The organism is Micromonospora sp. CNZ297 (genome assembly GCF_007827625.1).
Genome location: NZ_VISU01000021.1, coordinates 100,610 through 119,306 on the forward strand (window position 1 = coordinate 100,610; position 18,697 = coordinate 119,306).

General features: G+C 73.0%; 14 protein-coding genes. 5 read left to right on the forward strand and 9 right to left on the reverse strand.

The features are described 5' to 3' along the window. Window positions 1-8: 8 nt before the first annotated feature. Genes FB454_RS28090 through eno form a run of 4 tightly spaced genes read right to left on the reverse strand, consistent with a single transcriptional unit; the run spans window position 9 to window position 3,048 of the window. Window positions 9-518 (reverse strand): amino-acid N-acetyltransferase, encoded by a 510-nt coding sequence (locus FB454_RS28090; protein ID WP_013284096.1) that lies wholly within the window; start codon window positions 516-518, stop codon window positions 9-11. Window position 519: 1 nt separating this feature from the next. Further along, window positions 520-1,077, reverse strand: coding sequence for a DUF501 domain-containing protein (locus FB454_RS28095; RefSeq protein ID WP_013284095.1), 558 nt, complete (start codon window positions 1,075-1,077; stop codon window positions 520-522). Between the two features lie 23 nt (window positions 1,078-1,100). Next, complete coding sequence (locus FB454_RS28100; RefSeq protein WP_030271266.1) at window positions 1,101-1,736, reverse strand: FtsB family cell division protein; 636 nt, start codon at window positions 1,734-1,736, stop codon at window positions 1,101-1,103. Window positions 1,737-1,764: 28 nt separating this feature from the next. Beyond that, the gene (eno, locus tag FB454_RS28105) at window positions 1,765-3,048 is read right to left on the reverse strand and encodes a phosphopyruvate hydratase (protein ID WP_013284093.1); all 1,284 of its coding nucleotides are present in this window, start codon (window positions 3,046-3,048) and stop codon (window positions 1,765-1,767) included. 212 nt (window positions 3,049-3,260) lie between these two features. Here eno and FB454_RS28110 point away from each other — a divergent pair, with 212 nt between their 5' ends. Beyond that, a complete protein-coding gene (locus FB454_RS28110; protein WP_013284092.1) occupies window positions 3,261-3,953 on the forward strand; it encodes a hypothetical protein in 693 nt (230 codons plus the stop codon). Next, entirely contained in the window at window positions 3,950-4,777 is an 828-nt protein-coding gene (locus FB454_RS28115) for an NUDIX domain-containing protein (protein ID WP_145823816.1), read from the forward strand. The genes FB454_RS28110 and FB454_RS28115 overlap by 4 nt, the downstream gene beginning before the upstream one ends. A 49-nt stretch (window positions 4,778-4,826) precedes the next feature. On the opposite strand, the gene FB454_RS28120 is transcribed toward FB454_RS28115, so the two are convergent. The 4 genes from FB454_RS28120 to mfd all read right to left on the reverse strand — a co-directional run bounded on the left by FB454_RS28120 (window position 4,827) and on the right by mfd (window position 12,401). Continuing rightward, a complete protein-coding gene (locus FB454_RS28120; protein WP_145823817.1) occupies window positions 4,827-6,446 on the reverse strand; it encodes a DUF885 domain-containing protein in 1,620 nt (539 codons plus the stop codon). A gap of 437 nt (window positions 6,447-6,883) precedes the next feature. Further along, a complete protein-coding gene (locus tag FB454_RS28125; RefSeq protein ID WP_145823818.1) occupies window positions 6,884-7,873 on the reverse strand; it encodes a nucleoside triphosphate pyrophosphohydrolase in 990 nt (329 codons plus the stop codon). Beyond that, window positions 7,870-8,640, reverse strand: a complete 771-nt coding sequence (locus tag FB454_RS28130; RefSeq protein WP_013284088.1) for a hypothetical protein — start codon at window positions 8,638-8,640, stop codon at window positions 7,870-7,872. Before FB454_RS28130 ends, FB454_RS28125 begins: the two co-directional genes overlap by 4 nt. 104 nt (window positions 8,641-8,744) lie before the next feature. Then, on the reverse strand, window positions 8,745-12,401 hold the full coding sequence (gene mfd / locus FB454_RS28135; RefSeq protein ID WP_145823819.1) for a transcription-repair coupling factor: 3,657 nt from the start codon (window positions 12,399-12,401) through the stop codon (window positions 8,745-8,747). A gap of 155 nt (window positions 12,402-12,556) precedes the next feature. Here mfd and FB454_RS28140 point away from each other — a divergent pair, with 155 nt between their 5' ends. Continuing rightward, window positions 12,557-13,465 (forward strand): cyclase family protein, encoded by a 909-nt coding sequence (locus tag FB454_RS28140; RefSeq protein ID WP_114919464.1) that lies wholly within the window; start codon window positions 12,557-12,559, stop codon window positions 13,463-13,465. A 27-nt stretch (window positions 13,466-13,492) separates the two neighbouring features. Here the strand turns inward: FB454_RS28140 and FB454_RS28145 are convergent, their stop codons facing one another. After that, window positions 13,493-14,533 carry a S66 family peptidase gene (locus tag FB454_RS28145; RefSeq protein ID WP_013284085.1) on the reverse strand — a complete coding sequence of 347 codons (1,041 nt, stop codon included), beginning with the start codon at window positions 14,531-14,533 and terminating at the stop codon, window positions 13,493-13,495. Between the two features lie 84 nt (window positions 14,534-14,617). Between FB454_RS28145 and FB454_RS28150 the strand changes: the two genes are divergently transcribed. Then, window positions 14,618-15,646, forward strand: a complete 1,029-nt coding sequence (locus FB454_RS28150; protein WP_013284084.1) for an ABC-2 transporter permease — start codon at window positions 14,618-14,620, stop codon at window positions 15,644-15,646. Window positions 15,647-15,769: 123 nt separating this feature from the next. Then, window positions 15,770-18,556, forward strand: coding sequence for a phosphoenolpyruvate carboxylase (ppc, locus tag FB454_RS28155; protein WP_013284083.1), 2,787 nt, complete (start codon window positions 15,770-15,772; stop codon window positions 18,554-18,556). Window positions 18,557-18,697 lie beyond the last annotated feature (141 nt).

An 18,697-nucleotide genomic window follows, 5' to 3' on the forward strand; every position in this document is an offset into this window, starting at 1 on the left:
GCGCAGGGTCAGAGGCGCAGCAGCATGCGGGTGTTGCCCAAGGTGTTGGGCTTGACCCGTTCCAGGTCCAGGAACTCGGCCACGCCCTCGTCGTACGAGCGCAGGAGCTGCTCGTACACCGGCTGCGGGACGGGCGCGCCGTCGATCTCGCGGAAGCCGAACGAGCCGAAGAAGCCGGTCTCGAACGTGAGCACGAAGATCCGGGCGATGCCCAGCTCCCGCGCCGCGTCGATCAGCCCGCCGACGATCCGGTGCCCGATCTTGTGGCCCCGGCAGGACGGGTCGACCGCCACCGTCCGGATCTCGGCCAGGTCCTCCCACATGACGTGCAGCGCGCCGCAGCCGACCACCGTGCCGTCAGACGTCACCGCGACCCGGAACTCCTGCACGTCCTCGTACAGCGTCACAGTCGCCTTGCTGAGCAGCCGCCGGTCGTCGGTGTAGGTGTCCACCAGCCGCCGGATGCCGCGTACGTCGGTGGTGCGGGCCCGGCGCACAGTGATCTCGTCGGCGCTCATCTCACTGGACCGCGGGCACGTCCACGCAGGGGCCGGCCGCCCACCACTTCTCCACGAGCGCCAGCGTCTCGTCGCCGAACGGGTTGACCCCCGGCCCGGCGGCGAGCGCGTGCCCGAGGTGCACGTGCAGGCACTTCACCCGCCCCGGCATGCCGCCGGCCGAGATGCCGGCGATCTCCGGCACCTCCCCGATCGCCTCCCGGCGGGTCAGGTAGTCCTCGTGCGCCGCCCGGTACCGCGCCGCCAGCTCCGGATCCTCGGCGAGCCGCTCGGCCATCTCCTTCATCAGCCCGGCCGACTCCAGCCGGCTGCACGCCGCCGTGGCACGCGGGCAGGTCAGGTAGAACAGCGTCGGGAACGGCGTGCCGTCCGCCAGCCGGGGCGTCGTCTCCACCACGTCGGGCAGGCCGCAGGGACACCTGTGGGCCACCGCGCGGGTGCCGCGAGGCGGGCGTCCGAGCTGCGCGGCCACCGCGGCCAGGTCGGCCTCGGTGGCCGGCTGGCGTTCCGGCGGGGGTACGGAGTCCGCCGCCGGCTCCTGCGGTGGTACGACGCTCAAGGAAGTGCCTCTCGGATCAAAGCTCACTTGTCGGGGCGCTCGGCGTTGGCCGCCCGCACGCTCCCCCACAGGGTGTCGTACCAGGGCTCGGGCGGCTTCGGCGCCCCCGGCTTCGCGCCCTTGCCGGCGTCCTTCGCGGCGCCCTCCGGGTCGGAGAGCACCACGAGCAGCGTCTCGCCCGGCTTGCCCATGAAGAACCGCTCCCGGGCCTGCGTCTTGACGTACTCCGGGTCCTTCCACTTGGCCGCCTCGGCGGTGAGCCGGTCGATCTCGGCCCGCTGGGCGGCCTGCGCCGCCTCCATCCGCTCGATGTCGGCCTGCTGGTCCAGGTAGACCCGGACCGGATAGGTGTACGCCAGGGCGAGCGCGATCAGCACCGCGAACAGCACTGTGGCCCGCCCGGTGAAGCGCCGGGGTTGGGGTGCGGTGAGCCGCTTGACCGGGCCACCGGCGGCGGTACGCCGGGCCGCGGCGGGGCGGCTCGCGGAGCGTACGCCGTCGGTGGCACGGGACGCGCCGGGTGACCGGCCGGCGGCGCGCGCCTCCGCGCGGACGCCGTTGTCGCGTGCCGTGGACCGGACCCGGGCACCGCCCGTCCGGCCGGGCTGACCCGGCCGGCGGGCGGGCCGCTGGCCACCCGGTGTGCGGCGCTGCTGCATCGTCACACCCCTCCCCCGGAGCGCTCGCTCAGGCCGAACGGTAGCGCGGGAACGCGCCGGCACCGGCGTACCGCGCCGCGTCGGCCAGCTCCTCCTCGATCCGCAGGAGCTGGTTGTACTTGGCCACCCGGTCCGAGCGGGCCGGCGCGCCGGTCTTGATCTGCCCGCAGCCGGTGGCGACGGCCAGGTCGGCGATGGTGGTGTCCTCGGTCTCGCCGGAACGGTGGCTCATCATGCACTTGAAGCCGGCCCGGTGGGCCAGGTCGACGGCGTCGAGCGTCTCGGTGAGCGAGCCGATCTGGTTGACCTTCACCAGCACCGCGTTGGCAGCCTGCTCGGCGATGCCCCGGGCGATGCGCTGCGGGTTGGTCACGAACAGGTCGTCGCCGACGATCTGGATGCGGTCGCCGAGCGCGGCGGTGAGGGTGGCCCAGCCGCTCCAGTCGTCCTCGGCCAGCGGGTCCTCGATCGACACGATCGGGTAGTCGCCGGCGAGCTTGGTGTAGTAGTTGCTCATCTCCTCGGCGCTCTTGGCGCTGCCCTCGAACGTGTAGGTGCCGTTGTCGAAGAACTCGGTCGCGGCCACGTCGAGCGCGAAGACGATGTCGGTGCCGAGCCGGTAGCCGGCCTTCTCCACGGCCTCGGCGATCAGGTCCAGCGCGGCGGCGTTGGTGGGCAGGTTCGGGGCGAAGCCGCCCTCGTCGCCCAGGCCGGTCGACAGGTCCTTCTTCTTCAGCACCGACTTCAGCGCGTGGTAGACCTCGGCGCCCGAGCGCAGCGCGTCCCGGAACGTCGGCGCGCCGATCGGCGCGATCATGAACTCCTGGATGTCGACGTTCGAGTCGGCGTGCGCGCCACCGTTGAGGATGTTCATCATCGGCACCGGGAGCAGGTGCGCGTTCGGGCCGCCCAGGTAGCGGAACAGGCTCAGCTCGGCGCTGCCGGCGGCGGCCTTGGCCACGGCCAGGGAGACGCCGAGGATGGCGTTCGCGCCCAGCTCGCCCTTGTTGTCCGAGCCGTCGATGTCGATCATCTTCTGGTCGATCAGCCGCTGCTCGCTGGCCTCGTAGCCGATGAGCTGGTCGACGATGCGGTCCTCGATGTTGGCGACCGCCTTCTCGACGCCCTTGCCCAGGTAGCGATCCTTGTCACCGTCGCGCAGCTCGACCGCCTCGAACGCGCCGGTGGAGGCGCCGGACGGCACCGCGGCGCGGGCGATCGTGCCGTCGTCGAGCCCGACCTCGACCTCGACCGTCGGGTTGCCCCGCGAGTCCAGGATCTCCCGGGCGACGATTCCCTCGATGGTTGCCACTGAGTCGCTCCTCGTTTGTGTGGTTCCGGTCCGTATGGGCCGCGACGGTGCGGCTGAGGCAGGTGTTGAACGCAGCGTATCGGTCCCCGCCCTGCCGCACCCCGCTCGGGGCGGCCCCCGAGGCGCTTGCTGAGACGGACATTCCCGGATTACCGGTCGTCAACCGGCAACCGGTTTGCGAGACGTTGCGTCGATCGACAAGGCTGGGCATCATGCCTGCCGCCTCGACGACTCTCCGCGTGCTCGCCGCCTCGGTCATCGCGTCGCTCTCGGTCACCGGCTGTCAGGCCCTGGACGACGCGAACGTCGCGCTCGGTCGCGCCGACCTGGTCAACGACCTCGCCGCGCGGATGGACCGGGCGCTGGAGCAGACCTGGGCCGCCGACTACCAGATCGACGGCGGCCGGACCGCCTCGATCGCGCAGACCAAGAAGCCGCTGCGGTCCACGTACACCTGGCCCGGCGGCAAGATCACGGTGACGCAGGAGTCGGTGACCCGGTGCGCGAGCACGGCCGCCCGTACCTCCTGCACCGTCTCGCCGCCCGTGCTCACCGCGGGGAAGCCGTCGGTGATCGTCTACGACGAGGCACGCAAGCAGGGCCTGGTCACGCCGCCCGCGGTGATCCGGCTGCTCACCGAGGCGGCGCTGGCGCCGGAGGCGGTCATCGAGCAGAGCGACACCACTCTCGCCGGACACCACGCCACCTGCGTCGACGTCACCCACGACGGGGAGCGCTTCAACGCCTGCGTGACGAACGAGGGTGTGCTGGGAAGCTTCTCCGGCACGCTCGACGGCAAGCCCACCGAGGTGACGCTGAGCCGCTACACCGAGAGCGTCGAGGCGGCCGCGTTCGCGGTCCCGGACGGCGCCGGCGTGGTGGACCGCCGCCCGTCCACGTCGTGACCCCGCCCGGGTTCCTGCCTGCTGCCGATCACGGGCGGCCGCCGGAGCCGGACGACCTGGCGCTGCCGGTGGCCGGACGGAAGCTGCTGACCGGCCCGGACGAGCAGCCGCTGCGGATCGGCGCGCTGCCCGGCGACCTCGCCTGGATCCCGGTCGGCACGCTCGACGGCGTCCCGGCGTGGGCGGCCGAGGTGGCCGATCCGGAGTCGCTTCCCGGCCCGTGGCGCGGCTGGCGCGGCCTCGCCGCCGAACTGCCCGCACCCCGCGCCGACCTGGCCGGACGGGCGCTCGCCGTGGTCACCTGGCGGCGTACCCACAGGTGGTGCGGCGCGTGCCGGGCCGAGCTGGCCGACGTGCCGGGCGAGACCGCGCGGCGCTGCCCGGACTGCGGGCTGACGGTGTTCGTGCCGCTGTCCGTCGCGGTGCTGACCGCGATCACCCGCCCCGGCCCGGCCGGCGGCGTCGACGAACTGCTGCTGGTCCGGCACGCGCAGGGGCCGACGCAGCTGTGGGCACTCGTCGCCGGGTTCGTCGAGGCGGGCGAGTCGCTGGAGGCGGCGGTGCACCGCGAGGTCGCCGAGGAGGTCGGCCTGACGCTGCGGCGACCGGTCTACGTGGACAGCCAGCCGTGGGCGCTGTCCGGGCCGGGCACGCTGCTCGCCGGGTTCACCGCCGAGGTGACCGACCCGGCCGCCGAACCCGTCGTCGACGGCATCGAGCTGACGGAGGCGCGTTGGTTCCCGGTGAATGCGCTGCCCGCCGAGCTGCCGCCCGCGTACTCCCTGTCGCGCTGGCTGATCGACGCGGTCGCCGCCGGGCGGTGACCGCAGGCCGGGTTGCCGTCCGGCGATGGGGACCGCCCGGCGGCGACCCTCACACCCCCAGCAGCGTGCGCAGGTGACGCGGCGGCGGGCAGTCGTGCGCCAGCATGGCGTCGTGCCAGTCGCGCAGCGGCATACCGTCCGGCCGGGCGGCGGCGATGCCGGCCATCTCGCTGTAGCCGACGAAGTACGTGGACAGCTGCGTCGAGGTGAGCAGCGCCCGCCGCCACTTGCCGGCCGCCTCGCCCTCCTCCTGGAAGCCGCGCCCGGTCATCAGCGCCATCGCCTCGGACTCGGGCATGTCGTCGCAGTGCACGAGCTGGTCCAGCAGCGCGTTGATGGTCATCCGGAGCTGCATCTTGAGCTGCTGCAACCGCACCGGCAGCCCGCCGAAGCCGAGCCCCGCCATCAGCTCCTCGGCGTAGACCGCCCAGCCCTCGACGAACACGCCCGACTCGGTGAGCGCGCGTACCCGGGTCGGGCCGTCGTACCGGCGGGCGTGGGCGAGCTGGAGGAAGTGACCCGGCATCGCCTCGTGCACGGTCAGGTTGCGGATCATGTGGTCGTTGTACTCGCGGTAGAACGACTCGACCCGCTGCGCCGGCCAGTCCGCCGGGGTGGGCGAGATGCAGTAGAACGTCGGCACGTCGGCCGTCTCCAGCGGGCCCGGCGAGTCGCAGTAGGCCACCGCCACGCCGCGCGCGAACTCCGGCATCTCCTGGATCACGCACGGGTCGCCGACCATGCTGACCAGGTCGTGGTGGCGGACGAAGTCACTCGCCTCGTCGAGCGTGACCGAGGCGAGGTCGACGATCGTGGCGTCGTCCGGGTGTTCGGCGGCCAGCAGGTCCAGCGCCCGGCGTACCGTCTCGTCGTCGGCCGGACCACCGACCAGCTCGACCGACGCCGCGCGGATCTCCTCGGTGACCCGTTCGAGGTTGGCCCAGGCGCGGCGCTGCACCTCGGCGGCGCTCAGCTCGGTGTCGAGCGTGTGCCACAGCCGCGCCTCCCACCGCCGCCGGCCCAGCCGCGGGTCACGCCCCGGACCGGCGTCCGCGGCCAGGACCTGCCGCAGCCAGGCCACGAACTCCTCCAGCGCGGCGATCGCATCGCTGGCCGCCGGGCCGACCCGGTCACGCATCGCCGGCGCCTCGGCGAGCAACCCGGGCACCTCGTCGCGGATCAGCGCCGCCGTACCGGCGAACTGCCCGACCGCCGTCTCCGCGTGGACCCGCGGCATGTCCCGCAGCGTCGCGCGCGCCGTCGACAGCGCATCGGGTACGGCCGACAGACGCCCGACGAGACTGGTCAGGCGCTCCTCGGCCGGGGCGAAGGGACGGGCCAGCAGGGCGTGCAGCAGCGGCCCCGGATTGTGGCGCAGCGGATCCCACTCGTGGCCGCGGATCTCGGTGGCCTCGAACAGTCCCCTGTCGACGAGGCTGGTGAGCAGCGCGTGGTCGACGCTCTCCGCCACGTCGAGCGCGTCCGGGTCGATTTCCGCGAGCGCGTCGGCGGCGTCCTTCAGCATCGCCTGGTCGGCGGCGAGGGCGTCGGCGGAGAGATCGGGCAGCCGGTCGTCGTAGCGGTGATCCCCGGCGGAGGTGGCCAGCCCGGGCCGGCTCTCCAGCAACGCCTCCACGATCCGCTCCGCAAGCGGCCCGAACGACTCCATCCCCCGACCCTACCGATCACCCCGCCCACTCTCCCGCCTCCCCGCCCCCGTTGATCAAGGAGTTCGTGTCCCCGCCCGAGCCCGCCCCCGGCCCAAACCCCTTGATCACCGCCGCGAGTCCCCTGACAGGCCATCGCCTGGGTGCCGGTTGGTCGGCCGCGAGCGCGCCTCCGCCCGAGGCCGGCGTAGATCTTGGACGGAAACGGCCCCTATAGGGGCACTTTCGTACCAAGATCTACGGCGATCCCGGGATGCGGGCGACGAGTCTCGCCTGCCGGGAGGGGCGCGGCTGGGCATGGCTGGCGAGGTCCGGCCCGGCAGCCGACTCGGCGATCTTGCACTTTGTGCCCGGGCAGAGGGGGCATTTGCGGCACCGCTCGGGCCGAAAGTGCAAGATCGCGGGGAGAGGGCGGGGCGGGGTGAGGCGCCGGGGGGGGTTAGGCGGGGTTGGTGGGGGTGGGGCGTTCGGCGGCTCGGATCGCTTCGGCGTACGCCAAGGTGGCCCGCCGCAGCGCGGCCTCCGGGTCGATGCCGGCCTGCCGGGCGGCGGCGACAGTGGCCAGCAGGCTCGCGCCGAGCCGGGCCTCCGGATCCGCCTGCGACTCGGCCAGTGGCGGCGGTACGGCGAGGCCCACCCGGCCGGCCCGGTCCAGGATCTTCGCGGCCAGAGAGAGCGCGGGCTGGCTCAGCGCGATGCCGTCCAGCACCGAGTCGCGGGTCTTCTCGGCCCGCTTGATCCGTTCCCAGTTCGCCTCGATCTCCTCGATCGAACCGGCCGGCTCACCGGAGAACACGTGCGGGTTGCGCCGCACCATCTTGTCGACCAGGGTGCCCGCGACGTCGTCGACGGTCCAGCTCTTGCCCTCCGGCAGGTTCTCCGCCAGCCGGGCGTGCAGCAGCACCTGGAGCAGCACGTCGCCCAGTTCCTCGCGGAGCGCGTCGGTGTCGTCGGCGCTGATCGCGTCGTACGCCTCGTAGCACTCCTCCAGCAGGAAACCGGCCAGGCTGCGGTGGGTCTGCGCCCGCTTCCACGGATCGCCGCCCGGGGAGGCCAGCCGGTCCATCACCTCGACCGCGTCGAGCAGCCGGGCGCCGGGCGGATCCCACGAGCCGTACATCAGCTCCAGTTCGGCCAGGCCGGGCTCGCGCGCCAGCCGCAGCCCCAGCTCACGGGCCAGCGTCTCGTCGCCGGCCGGACCGGCCAGCCACACCGCCCCGCCGTGCGCGGCGGCGGCGTCGAGCAGCGACTGGGTCGCACCCTCGGTCACCACGCTCACGTCGGCGCCGGCCATTCGGACCGCACGGGTCAGCTCGCTCTCCGCACCGGCGAGGACCGGGGCGGAGCGTACGGCGTCCCACCCGGCCGAGGTCAGCAGGCCGGCGGGCAGCCGGGGTGAGGTGACGAGCAGGACGATCCGCGCGGTCATGCGGCTCCGGGAGCCGGGGAGCCGGAGGCCGGCGCCTCGGGCGTGGAGATGTCGGTGACCGGGCCGTCCTGGTCGACGTACGGCAGGGAGTAGAAGACGAACGACTGGCCGGTGTTGACCAGCGACGGCACGCCCGTCACGCCGAACCGGGGGTTGACGCGGACGTCCGACTTCTCGGCCTGCTCCTGCAGCGCGCTGCTGAGCGCGGTGGCGGTGCGGACGAACCCGGCCTCGCCGAACGCCTGCCGCACCTGGTCGATGCTCAGGCCCGGCTGGATCGCCCCGGTCTTCTCGAGGGCGTGGTAGACGGCCATCAGGGACTCGTCGCTGAGGTCGGCCGGGGGCAGGCTCTGCTGGAGCGTGCCGGAGAGGTCGACCCACTCGCCCCACAGCTTCGTGTACTCGGTGGTCGCCGGCATCCGGAGCGCCTGCTGGATCTGCTCCGGGGAGATCTGGTCGGTGACCTGGAGACCCTTGTCGGCCGCCACGCGCTTGCCCAGGTCGATCGCCACCAGCAGGTTCAGCACGTCCTGCCGGGTCACCGAGGACCGCAGCTCCGCCGGCGACGGCGTCTGCGGGGACTGGCTACGGACGGCCTCCGCGTACTGCCGCTGCGCGTCCTCGTAGATCGCGTCGACCCGGTCGACGGAGTACCGGCTGTCGCCGACGTAGGCGGCGACGTCCGGGGCGGAGCGGCCACAGGCGGCGAGAGAGAGCGCGGCAAGGGCCGCGACGCTGACGGCGACGAGGGAACGGCGAGCACGCATGAGGGTCACTCTCTCACGCCGAGTACCGGCCTGTGACTCCGCCCACCTCATCGCGCACCCGCCCCGGACCGGGCGGCACCGGCGAACTCCTCGGGCTTGCTGTGTCATCGTCCGCTCGCCACTGCGGGGCTGGCAACACCGGCCAGCTCCTCGGGCTTGCCGAGGACGTCGGCCAGGAGCTGCCCGCACCACTCCAGCAGCGCCTGGTCGCGCAGCGGCTCGCCGCCGATCCGCCGGGTGCTCGGCCGGGGCACGCTGACCTGGTCGAGCGCCTGCTTGTAGACCGAGTCCGGGTGGTAGCGCTTGAGCCGCATCTGCTTCGAGTCGGGCAGCGGCAGCGGGCCGAACCGGATGTGCTTGCCCTGCATCGACACGTCGGTCAGCCCGTAGCGGCGGGCGAGCAGCCGGAACCGCGCCACCGCGACCAGGTTCTGCACCGGCGCGGGCGGCTCGCCGTACCGGTCGGTCATCTCGGCGACCACCTCGCGCAGACGCTCGGAGTCGCGGGCCTCGGCGAGCTTGCGGTACATCTCCAGGCGCAGCCGCTCCACCGCCACGTAGTCGTGCGGCAGGTGCGCGTCGATCGGCAGGTCGACCTTGACCTCCGCCTCCTCCTCCTGCTGCTCGCCCTTGAAGGCGGACACCGCCTCGCCGACCATCCGGACGTACAGGTCGAAGCCGACGCCCTCGATGTGGCCGGACTGCTCGCCGCCGAGCAGGTTGCCGGCGCCGCGGATCTCCAGGTCCTTCATCGCCACGTACATGCCGGCGCCGAGTTCGGTGTGCTGGGCGATGGTCGCCAGCCGCTCGTGCGCGTTCTCGGTGAGCGGCTTCTCCGGCGGGTAGAGGAAGTACGCGTACGCCCGTTCCCGGCCACGGCCGACCCGGCCGCGGATCTGGTGCAGCTGGGCCAGGCCGAGCAGGTCGGCGCGCTCGACGATGAGGGTGTTGGCGTTCGGGATGTCGATGCCTGATTCGACGATCGTGGTGCAGACGAGGACGTCGAACTCCTTCTCCCAGAAGCCGACCATCACCTTCTCCAGCGCCTCCTCGCCCATCTGGCCGTGCGCCACCGCCACCCGGGCCTCGGGGACCAGTTCCCGCAGCCTGCGGGCCGTCTTCTCGATCGACTCGACCCGGTTGTGCAGGTAGAAGACCTGACCGTCGCGCAGCAGCTCACGGTGGATGGAGGCGGCCACCTGACGGTCGTCGTACGCCCCGACGAACGTGAGCACCGGGTGCCGCTCCTCCGGCGGGGTGGCGATTGTGGACATCTCCCGGATGCCGGTGATCGCCATCTCCAGCGTCCGCGGGATCGGGGTGGCCGACATGGCGAGCACGTCGACCGAGGCGCGCAGCGTCTTCAGGTGCTCCTTGTGCTCGACGCCGAACCGCTGCTCCTCGTCGATGATGACCAGCCCCAGAGACTTGAACCGGGTGGACGCCTGGAGCAGCCGGTGGGTGCCGATGACGATGTCGACGGTGCCGGCGGCGACCATCTCCAGCGTCTGCTCGGACTCCTTCGGCGTCTGGAACCGGGACAGCTGCCGGATCGACACCGGGAACTGGCTCATCCGCTCGGCGAACGTGTTGTAGTGCTGCTGCACCAGCAGCGTGGTCGGCACCAGCACGGCCACCTGCTTGCCGTCCTGCACCGCCTTGAACGCCGCCCGTACCGCGATCTCGGTCTTGCCGTAGCCGACGTCGCCGCAGATCAGCCGGTCCATCGGGACGGTCTGCTCCATGTCCCGCTTGACCTCCTCGATGGCGGCCAGCTGGTCGGGCGTCTCCTGCCAGGGGAACGCGTCCTCCAGCTCACGCTGCCACGGGGTGTCGGGACCGAAGTTGTGCCCCTTCGACGCCTTGCGCGCGGCGTAGAGCTGGATGAGCTGCGCGGCGATCTCGCGGACCGCCTTGCGGGCCCGGGCCTTGGACTTCTGCCAGTCCGAGCCGCCCATCTTGTGCAGCGTGGGCTGCTCGCCGCCGACGTAGCGGGAGAGCTGGTCGAGCTGGTCGGTGGGGACGAAGAGGCGGTCGCCGGGCTGGCCGCGCTTGCTCGGCGCGTACTCGATGACCAGGTATTCGCGGCTGGCGCCGTTCACCGTGCGCTGCACCAGCTCCACGTACCGGCCGATGCCGTGCTGCTCGTGCACCACGAAGTCGCCGGCCTTCAGCTCCAGCGGATCGATGGTGTTGCGCCGCCGGCTGGGCATCTTGCGCATGTCGCGGGTGGAGGTGCCCCGGCCACCGGTGACGTCGTTGCCGGTGAGCAGCACGAACTTCGACGCCTCGTCGACGAAGCCGGCGGTCAGGCAGCCGCAGGACACGAGCAGTTCGCCCGGTGCCGGTGCGGCGGGCACCTCCTCGGTGAGCCGGGCGCCGAGACCGGCGTCGCGGAGCACCTCGACGGCCCGCTGGGCGGGGCCGTGCCCCTCGAACACGAGCGCGATCGACCAGCCCTCACCGGCCCAGCGCTTCAGGTCGTCGACCACCCGGGCGGTCTCGCCGTGGTAGAGCGGGGCCGGCTGGGCGGCCAGGCTCACCGCGATGGCGTCGTCGGGGGTGACGTCGACAGCGGCCGGCTCGTCCTCCCAGGGCTGCCGGGCCGGCGCCGCGTCCGCCTCGACCAGGCCGAACGGCGCGAGCGTCCACCAGGGCTGGCGCAGGGCGCGGGCTGCCGTGCGTACCTCGGCCAGGGTCTTGAAGGCGGCGGCGCCGAGGTCGACAGGGGCCTGGCCGCCGACGGCGGCCGCGGCCCAGCTGGCCTGGAGGAACTCCTCCGAGGTACGGACCAGGTCGTGCGCGCGGGTGCGGATGCGCTCGGGGTCGCAGAGGAGTACGTGGGTGCCGGCCGGCATGCAGTCGACGAGCAGTTCCAGCGCGTCGGCGCCGATCAGGGCCGGAGCGAGCGACTCCATGCCCTCGACCGGGATGCCCTCGGCCAGCTTGTCCAGGATCTCGGCCAGCTCGGGGTGCTCGGCGGCGAGCGCGGCGGCCCGCTCCCGCACCGCCGGGGTCAGCAGCAGCTCCCGGCACGGTGGCGCCCACATCTGCGCCACGCCCTCGATGGTGCGCTGGTCGGCCACCGCGAAGGTGCGGATCTCCTCCACCTCGTCGCCCCAGAACTCGACCCGGGACGGGTGCTCGTCGGTGGGCGGGAAGACGTCCAGGATGCCGCCGCGTACGGCGAACTCGCCGCGCTTGGTGACCAGGTCGACCCGGGCGTACGCCATGTCGGTGAGCCGGCGGGCGACCTCCTCCAGGTCGGCCTCGTCCCCGGCGGCGAGCTGCACCGGCTCCAGGTCGCCGAGGCCCTTGAGCTGCGGCTGGAGCAGCGAGCGCACCGGCGCGACGACGACCCGCAGCGGCCCGGTGCGGCCGTGCGCGTCGGCGGCGTCCGGGTGGGCCAGCCGGCGCAGCACGGCGAGGCGCCGCCCGACCGTGTCGGATCGGGGCGACAGGCGCTCGTGCGGCAGCGTCTCCCAGGACGGGAAGACCGCCACCTGCTCCGGCGGCAGCAGGCTGCCCAGCGCGGAGGCCAGGTCGTCGGCCTCGCGGGTGGTGGCGGTGACCGCGAGCACCGGGCGGCCCGCGCCTCCGGCCGGCTCGTCGGCGGCGACCGCTGCCACCGCGAACGGGCGCAGCGCGGCCGGGGCGGTGAGGTCGAGCCCGTCGACCTGCGCGGCACCGGAGCGCGCCAGGTCACGCGCCCGGGCCAGCCCCGGGTCGGCCAGGGCGGCGGAGAAGAGTCCGGTGAGCATCAGTGATCACTTCCAGCGGATCGACACACGACGACGACCCCGCGTCCAGCCGGACGGGGGGTGCACCGTTCGAGCCTATCCCCCTCCACCGACGAACCGGGCCCGCCCGACGTTGGATCTTGACCGGCTGCGACCGGGCGTGGTGCGGTGGGCGGATGGTCGAGTATCGGACGGTCTTCGACGCCGAGGTGGTTTTCTCCAACGGTGGCGGTCTGCGCACCGACGGGTTCCGGCTGGACGTGCCGCACCCCGACGTCACCGACGACGAGGTGGCCGCGCTGCTGGTCCGGCACCTGGGGCTGCTCATGGTCGGCGAGGTACGGATCACGAACCGGACCGTCGTCGAGGAGCCGCACAAGGGCGGGCGCGGGGTGGCCGCCCCGGCCGGCGGCGGTCGGCGTGTCGTCGAGCTGAGTCACGTGATCACCGACGGCCTGGTCACGCTGCCCGGCTGGCCCGCACCGGCGATCAGCGAGTGGCTGACCCGGGAGGCGTCCCGGAGCCGGTACGCGCCCGGTGTCGAGTTCCAGGTCGGGCGGATCGACATGATCGCCAACACCGGCACGTACGTGGACACGCCGTCGCACCGCTTCGCCGACGGCCCGGACCTGACCGGGGTGCCGCTGGACCGCCTCGCCGACCTGCCCGGCCTGGTGGTACGCGTGCCGGCCGGTACGCGGGCGGTGGACCGGCTGATGCTCGCCCCGTACGACGTGGCCGGGTGCGCGGTGCTGCTGCACACCGGGTGGGACGTGCACTTCGGCACCGACGCGTACGCCGCACCGGACGCGCCCTACCTGACCGGTGACGGCGCCCAGTGGCTGGCCGAGTCGGGCGCGGCGCTCGTCGGCATCGACTCGATCAACATCGACGACATGACGGCGGCGGCAGCAGGTCAGCGCCCGGCGCACACCGGTCTGCTGGCCGCCGGGGTGCCGATCGTGGAACACCTGACCGGCCTGGACGCGCTGCCGCCGACCGGCTTCCGGTTCACCGCCGCTCCGCCGCGGGTCGCCGGCATGGGCACGTTCCCGGTGCGCGCCTTCGCCGTCGTCGACGCCTGACCCCGCGCCGTCGGCCCGACGCCGCCGTCAGTAGCGCACGGCGATGCGGCGCTCGGCCGCGTCCACGCGGATCTCGCCGCCGTACGGGATGATCACCTGCGGGTCGGTGTGGCCCAGGTCGACGTCGAAGACCACCACCGGGTCGCCGGCGTAGGGGGCGAGCGCCGACAGGATCGCCGCCCGCTGGTCGGCGGCCCAGGCCAGCCGCTCCGCGACCGAGTGCGGCCGGTCGAAGTCCCACGCCTTGGGGCGGCCCACCACGATCGCCGGGACGGCGGCGAGCAGACCCCGCTCGCCCATGTTGCGCACGATCCGGAAGACCTCCTGCGCGGTGGGCATCTCCTCCGACGTCTCCAGCACCAGTACCGAGCCGGCCAGGTCGGCCGCGCGCGGAACACGGTCGGCCGCCATCAGCCAGTGCAGGATCTCCAGGTTGCCGCCCCACGTCCGGCCCTGCACCACCCGGGCCGGGCCGTGCCAGCGCCAGCCCTCGGACGGGTACATCGGCGGCTCCTCGGCGAGCGTGGCCGGGTCGCGCCAGTCGCGCGGCTCGTCGCCCCACTCGGAAGCGGCGCTCAGCTCGTACCAGCCGGTGGTGAACAGCGCGGCGCGCAGCGAGTCGAGCGTGAGCGGGTGCGGCTTCCCGGAGCGCCCGAGGTGCACGAGCACGGAGCCGCCGTGGTAGCCGACGACGCCCAGCCGGTACAGGTGGTTGAGCACGTTGGTGTTGTCCGAGTAGCCGAAGTACGGCTTCGGGTTGGCCCGCAACACATCGTCGTCCAGGTACGGGGTGACGGTGATCAGGTCGTCCCCGCCGACCGTCGCCAGCACGGCGGTGATCGTCGGGTCGGCGAACGCGGCGGTCAGGTCACGCGCCCGGTCGCGCGGGTCGGCGCCCATGACCCGAGTGGTCGGATACTCCACCGGTTCCAGCCCCAGCTCGTCGCGGAGCCGGCGCAGGCCCAGCTCGTACACGTGGGGGAAGAGACCCGGCAGGCCGGCGGAGGGTGAGACGACCGCGACCCGGTCGCCGGGCTGCGGTTTGGCGGGATAGACAGGCACCGTCATGGCCCGACGCTATCGGCCCGGGCCAGCGGTTTTCGCCCGACGAAACCCCATGAGCCGGGCATATGCCCGCAATAGGCTGAGGCCGTGGACGACGAGCCGGAGCTGCGTACCCGGGACTGGCTGCCCCGCACGGCGGCGCTGATCCTCGGCACCCTGGCGCTGGCCAGCGCGTTCATCGCCGCCTACGTCGGCGCGCTGCACAAGCCGGACCCCCGCGACGTGCCGGTCGCCGTCGTCACGAGCGACCAGCAGGCCCAGGCCGTGATGTCCGCCGTCCGCGCCCGCACGGACACGATCAAACCCGTCGGGTACGGCAGCCGCGACGCCGCTTCCGACGGTCTCACCGACAGATCGGTGTACGCGGTGCTCAGCTCCGCCCCCGACGGCGGCCTGACGCTCGCCACCGCCAGCGCGGGAGCGCCCGCCGCCACCGAACTCGTCACCGACGTGTTCACCGAGGCGGCCCGGCAGGCCGGGGTGCCACTGGAGGTCACCGACGACGTGCCGGTCTCCGCCGACGACCCGCGCGGCCTGGTCCCGTTCTACCTGGCCGTCGGCGTGGTGCTCGGCGGCTACCTGGCGTCCACGGCGCTCGGCATCTCGCTCGGCACCAGCCCGCGCGACCTGCGCCGGGCCGGGCTGCGGATCGCCACGCTCGCGGTGCACGCGATCCTGCTCGGCGTCATCGGGGCGATCCTGGTCGGGCCGGTGCTCGGCGTGTTCCCCGATCAGGTGGCGACGGTGGCGGTGGTCGGCGCGCTCGCCGCGTTCGCGGCCGGGATGGTCGCCGCCGCCGTCCAGGGCTGGCTCGGGCTGCTCGGCACCGGCATCGTGATCCTGCTGCTCGTCGTGCTCGGCAACCCCGGTTCCGGCGGCATCTACGCGCCCGAGTTCCTGCCGCCGTTCCTGCGCGGGATGCACCGCTGGAACGTTCCGGGCCTCGCCACCGACCTGTTCAAGTCGGCCATCTACTTCGACTGGCGCGGCGGCGGCTGGGCACTGACCGGGCTGCTGGTCTGGGTGGTCGCCGGCCTGGCCGGCCTGCTCACCGCGACCGTGTTCCGGGCACGCCGCCGGCCGAAGGCGGGACGGCACGCCGTCGAGCGGGGCTGACCGACGGGCCGTCCCAGAGTGCAGATCATCACGCCGTCCCCCTCCTGTCCGCCGGGGCCGCGCGGATACCATCCAGAGGAGTCGGACAGCGCTGTCCTTCGTCCTCGCGTAAGGAGCGCAACCGTGACCGACCAGCACGACCACGACGGCCCCGACGCCGCTCTCCGGGCCGACATCCGCCGCCTCGGCACGCTGCTCGGGCAGACCCTCGCCCGGCAGGAGGGCCGCCCGCTGCTCGACCTGGTCGAGGAGATCCGCGCCCAGGTCCGCTCCGACGTACCGGCCGCGGCCCAGCGCCTCGCCGGGCTCGACGTCACCACCGGCACGAAGCTGGCCCGCGCCTTCTCCACCTATTTCCACCTGGCGAACATCACCGAGCAGGTGCACCGCGCCCGGGACCTGCGCCGCCGCCGCGCCACACACGGCGGCTGGCTGGATCAGGCGGCCAAGATGATCGCCGAGCGCGGCGTACCGGCCGAGGAGATCGCCGCGGCGGCCCGCCGGCTGGCCGTACGACCGGTCTTCACCGCCCACCCGACCGAGGCGGCCCGCCGGTCCATCCTGTCCAAGCTGCGCGCCGTCGCCGACGAGCTGGACACCGAGACCGCGAACGCGATCCTGTACGGCGCCAGCGACGAGGGCCCGGCGAACCGCCGCCTGGCCGAACTGCTCGATCTCATGTGGCAGACCGACGAGCTGCGGCTGGACCGGCCGGACCCGACCGACGAGGCGCGCAACGCGATCTACTACCTGCGCGACCTGTACGCCGAGGCCGCGCCCCAGGTCCTCGACGACCTCGCCGACACGCTGCGCACGCTCGGCGTGGAGACGTCGCCGACGTCCCGCCCGCTGAGCTTCGGCACCTGGATCGGCGGTGACCGCGACGGCAACCCGTTCGTCACGCCGGTGGTCACCCGCGAGGTGCTGCGCATCCAGCACGAGCACGGCATCGCCGCCACCGAGAAGGCGATGGACGAGCTGATCACCGAGGTCAGCGTGTCCCGGCGGCTGCGTGCGGTGTCGCTCGACCTGTCCGCCAGCCTCGCCAAGGACCTGGACGCGCTGCCCGAGGTGGCGCCCCGGTTCCGCCGGGTCAACGCGGAGGAGCCGTACCGGCTCAAGGCGCGGTGCGTGAAGGCGAAGCTCGCCAACACCCGGGAGCGGCTGCGTGCCGACACCCCGCACGTGCCGGGGCGGGACTACCGGGGCTCGTCCGAGCTGATCGCCGACCTGGAACTGCTGCGCGCGTCGCTGGCCCGCAACTCCGGCCAGCTCACCGCCGTCGGGCGGCTGGCCTCGGCCATCCGTACGGTGTCCGCGTTCGGCCTGCACCTGGCCACCATGGACATCCGGGAGCACGCGGAGAAGCACCACGAGGTGCTGGCCCAGCTCTACGAGGCGGTCGGCGAGGTCTCCGACTACCCGGCACTGTCCCGGCTGGAGCGCACCAAGCTGCTCGCCGACGAGCTGACCGGCCGGCGGCCGCTCTCCACCCAGGACAGCCCGCTCACCGAGTCGGCCCGCAAGACGTTCGACGTGTTCGCGGCGATCCGCGAGGCGCAGGACCGGTTCGGCCCCGAGGTCATCGAGTCGTACATCATCTCGATGACGCTCGGCGTCGACGACGTGCTGGCCGCCGTGGTGCTGGCCCGCGAGGCCGGCCTGGTGGACGTGCACTCCGGGCGGGCCCGCATCGGCATCGTGCCGCTGCTGGAGACCCCGGCCGAACTGAACGCCGGTGGTGAGCTGCTGGACGAACTGCTGTCGCTGCCCGCGTACCGGGCGCTCGTGGCGGCCCGGGGCGACGTGCAGGAGGTGATGCTCGGCTACTCCGACTCCAACAAGGAGGCGGGCATCACCACCAGCCAGTGGTCCATCCACCGGGCGCAGCGCTCGCTGCGGGACGTGGCCGCGCGGCACGGCGTGCACCTGCGGTTGTTCCACGGCCGGGGCGGCACCGTCGGCCGTGGTGGCGGCCCCACCCACGACGCGATCCTGGCTCAGCCGTACGGCACGCTCGACGGCGCGATCAAGGTGACCGAGCAGGGCGAGGTCATCTCCGACAAGTACACGCTGCCGGCGCTGGCCCGGGAGAACCTCGAACTGACGGTGGCGGCGGTGCTCCAGGCCACGCTGCTGCACACCGCGCCCCGGCAGCCGGCCGAGATGCTGGAGCGCTGGGACGCGGCGATGGACGTGGTGTCCGAGTCCGCGTTCCGGTCGTACCGGTCGCTGGTCGAGGACCCGGACCTGCCCGCGTACTTCTGGGCCTCCACCCCGACCGAGCTGCTCGGCGCGCTGAACATCGGCTCCCGGCCGGCGAAGCGCCCGAACACCGGCGCCGGCCTGTCCGGCCTGCGCGCCATCCCGTGGGTGTTCGGCTGGACGCAGACCCGACAGATCGTGCCGGGCTGGTTCGGCGTGGGTTCCGGTCTGGCCGCCGCGCGGGCGGCCGGGCTGGCCGACGTGCTCGCCGAGATGAACCGGAACTGGCACTTCTTCCGCACGTTCCTGTCGAACGTCGAGATGATGCTGACCAAGACCGACCTGACCATCGCCCGGCGGTACGTGGAGACGCTGGTGCCGAAGAAGCTGCACCCGATCTTCGACAAGATCGAGCAGGAGTACGAGCTGACCAAGCAGGAGGTGCTCGCGGTCACCGCCGCACCGGCGCTGCTGGACAACTCGCCGGTGCTCCAGCGCACGCTCGCCGTGCGGGACACCTACCTGGAGCCGCTGCACCACCTCCAGGTGGCGTTGCTGCGGCAGTACCGCGAATCCGGCGCCGCCGGGCGTGCGGTGGTGACCGCGCCGGGTGGGCGGCGTGCCCCGAACGACGGTACGGCGCTGGAGCGGGCGCTGCTGACCACCGTCAACGGCATCGCCGCCGGCATGCGCAACACCGGCTGAGATGTAAGGAAGGGCCCCCTCTTAACGCCTCGTGCATAAGAGGGGGCCCTTCTTAGTGAGTGTTTGAGATTCCGGCTCAGGTGTGGGTTGCCTGGGCCGGTTTCGTGTGTCGGGCCAGGCGGGTGACCATGACGTGGATCA

Coding starts and splice junctions, on each gene's coding strand:
- FB454_RS28090 (WP_013284096.1), bottom strand. CDS start 518: ATGAGCGCCGACGAGATCACTGTGCGCCGGGCCCGCACCACCGACGTA.
- FB454_RS28100 (WP_030271266.1), bottom strand. CDS start 1,736: ATGCAGCAGCGCCGCACACCGGGTGGCCAGCGGCCCGCCCGCCGGCCG.
- FB454_RS28110 (WP_013284092.1), top strand. CDS start 3,261: ATGCCTGCCGCCTCGACGACTCTCCGCGTGCTCGCCGCCTCGGTCATC.
- FB454_RS28120 (WP_145823817.1), bottom strand. CDS start 6,446: ATGGAGTCGTTCGGGCCGCTTGCGGAGCGGATCGTGGAGGCGTTGCTG.
- FB454_RS28125 (WP_145823818.1), bottom strand. CDS start 7,873: ATGACCGCGCGGATCGTCCTGCTCGTCACCTCACCCCGGCTGCCCGCC.
- FB454_RS28130 (WP_013284088.1), bottom strand. CDS start 8,640: ATGCGTGCTCGCCGTTCCCTCGTCGCCGTCAGCGTCGCGGCCCTTGCC.
- mfd (WP_145823819.1), bottom strand. CDS start 12,401: ATGCTCACCGGACTCTTCTCCGCCGCCCTGGCCGACCCGGGGCTGGCC.
- FB454_RS28140 (WP_114919464.1), top strand. CDS start 12,557: ATGGTCGAGTATCGGACGGTCTTCGACGCCGAGGTGGTTTTCTCCAAC.
- FB454_RS28145 (WP_013284085.1), bottom strand. CDS start 14,533: ATGACGGTGCCTGTCTATCCCGCCAAACCGCAGCCCGGCGACCGGGTC.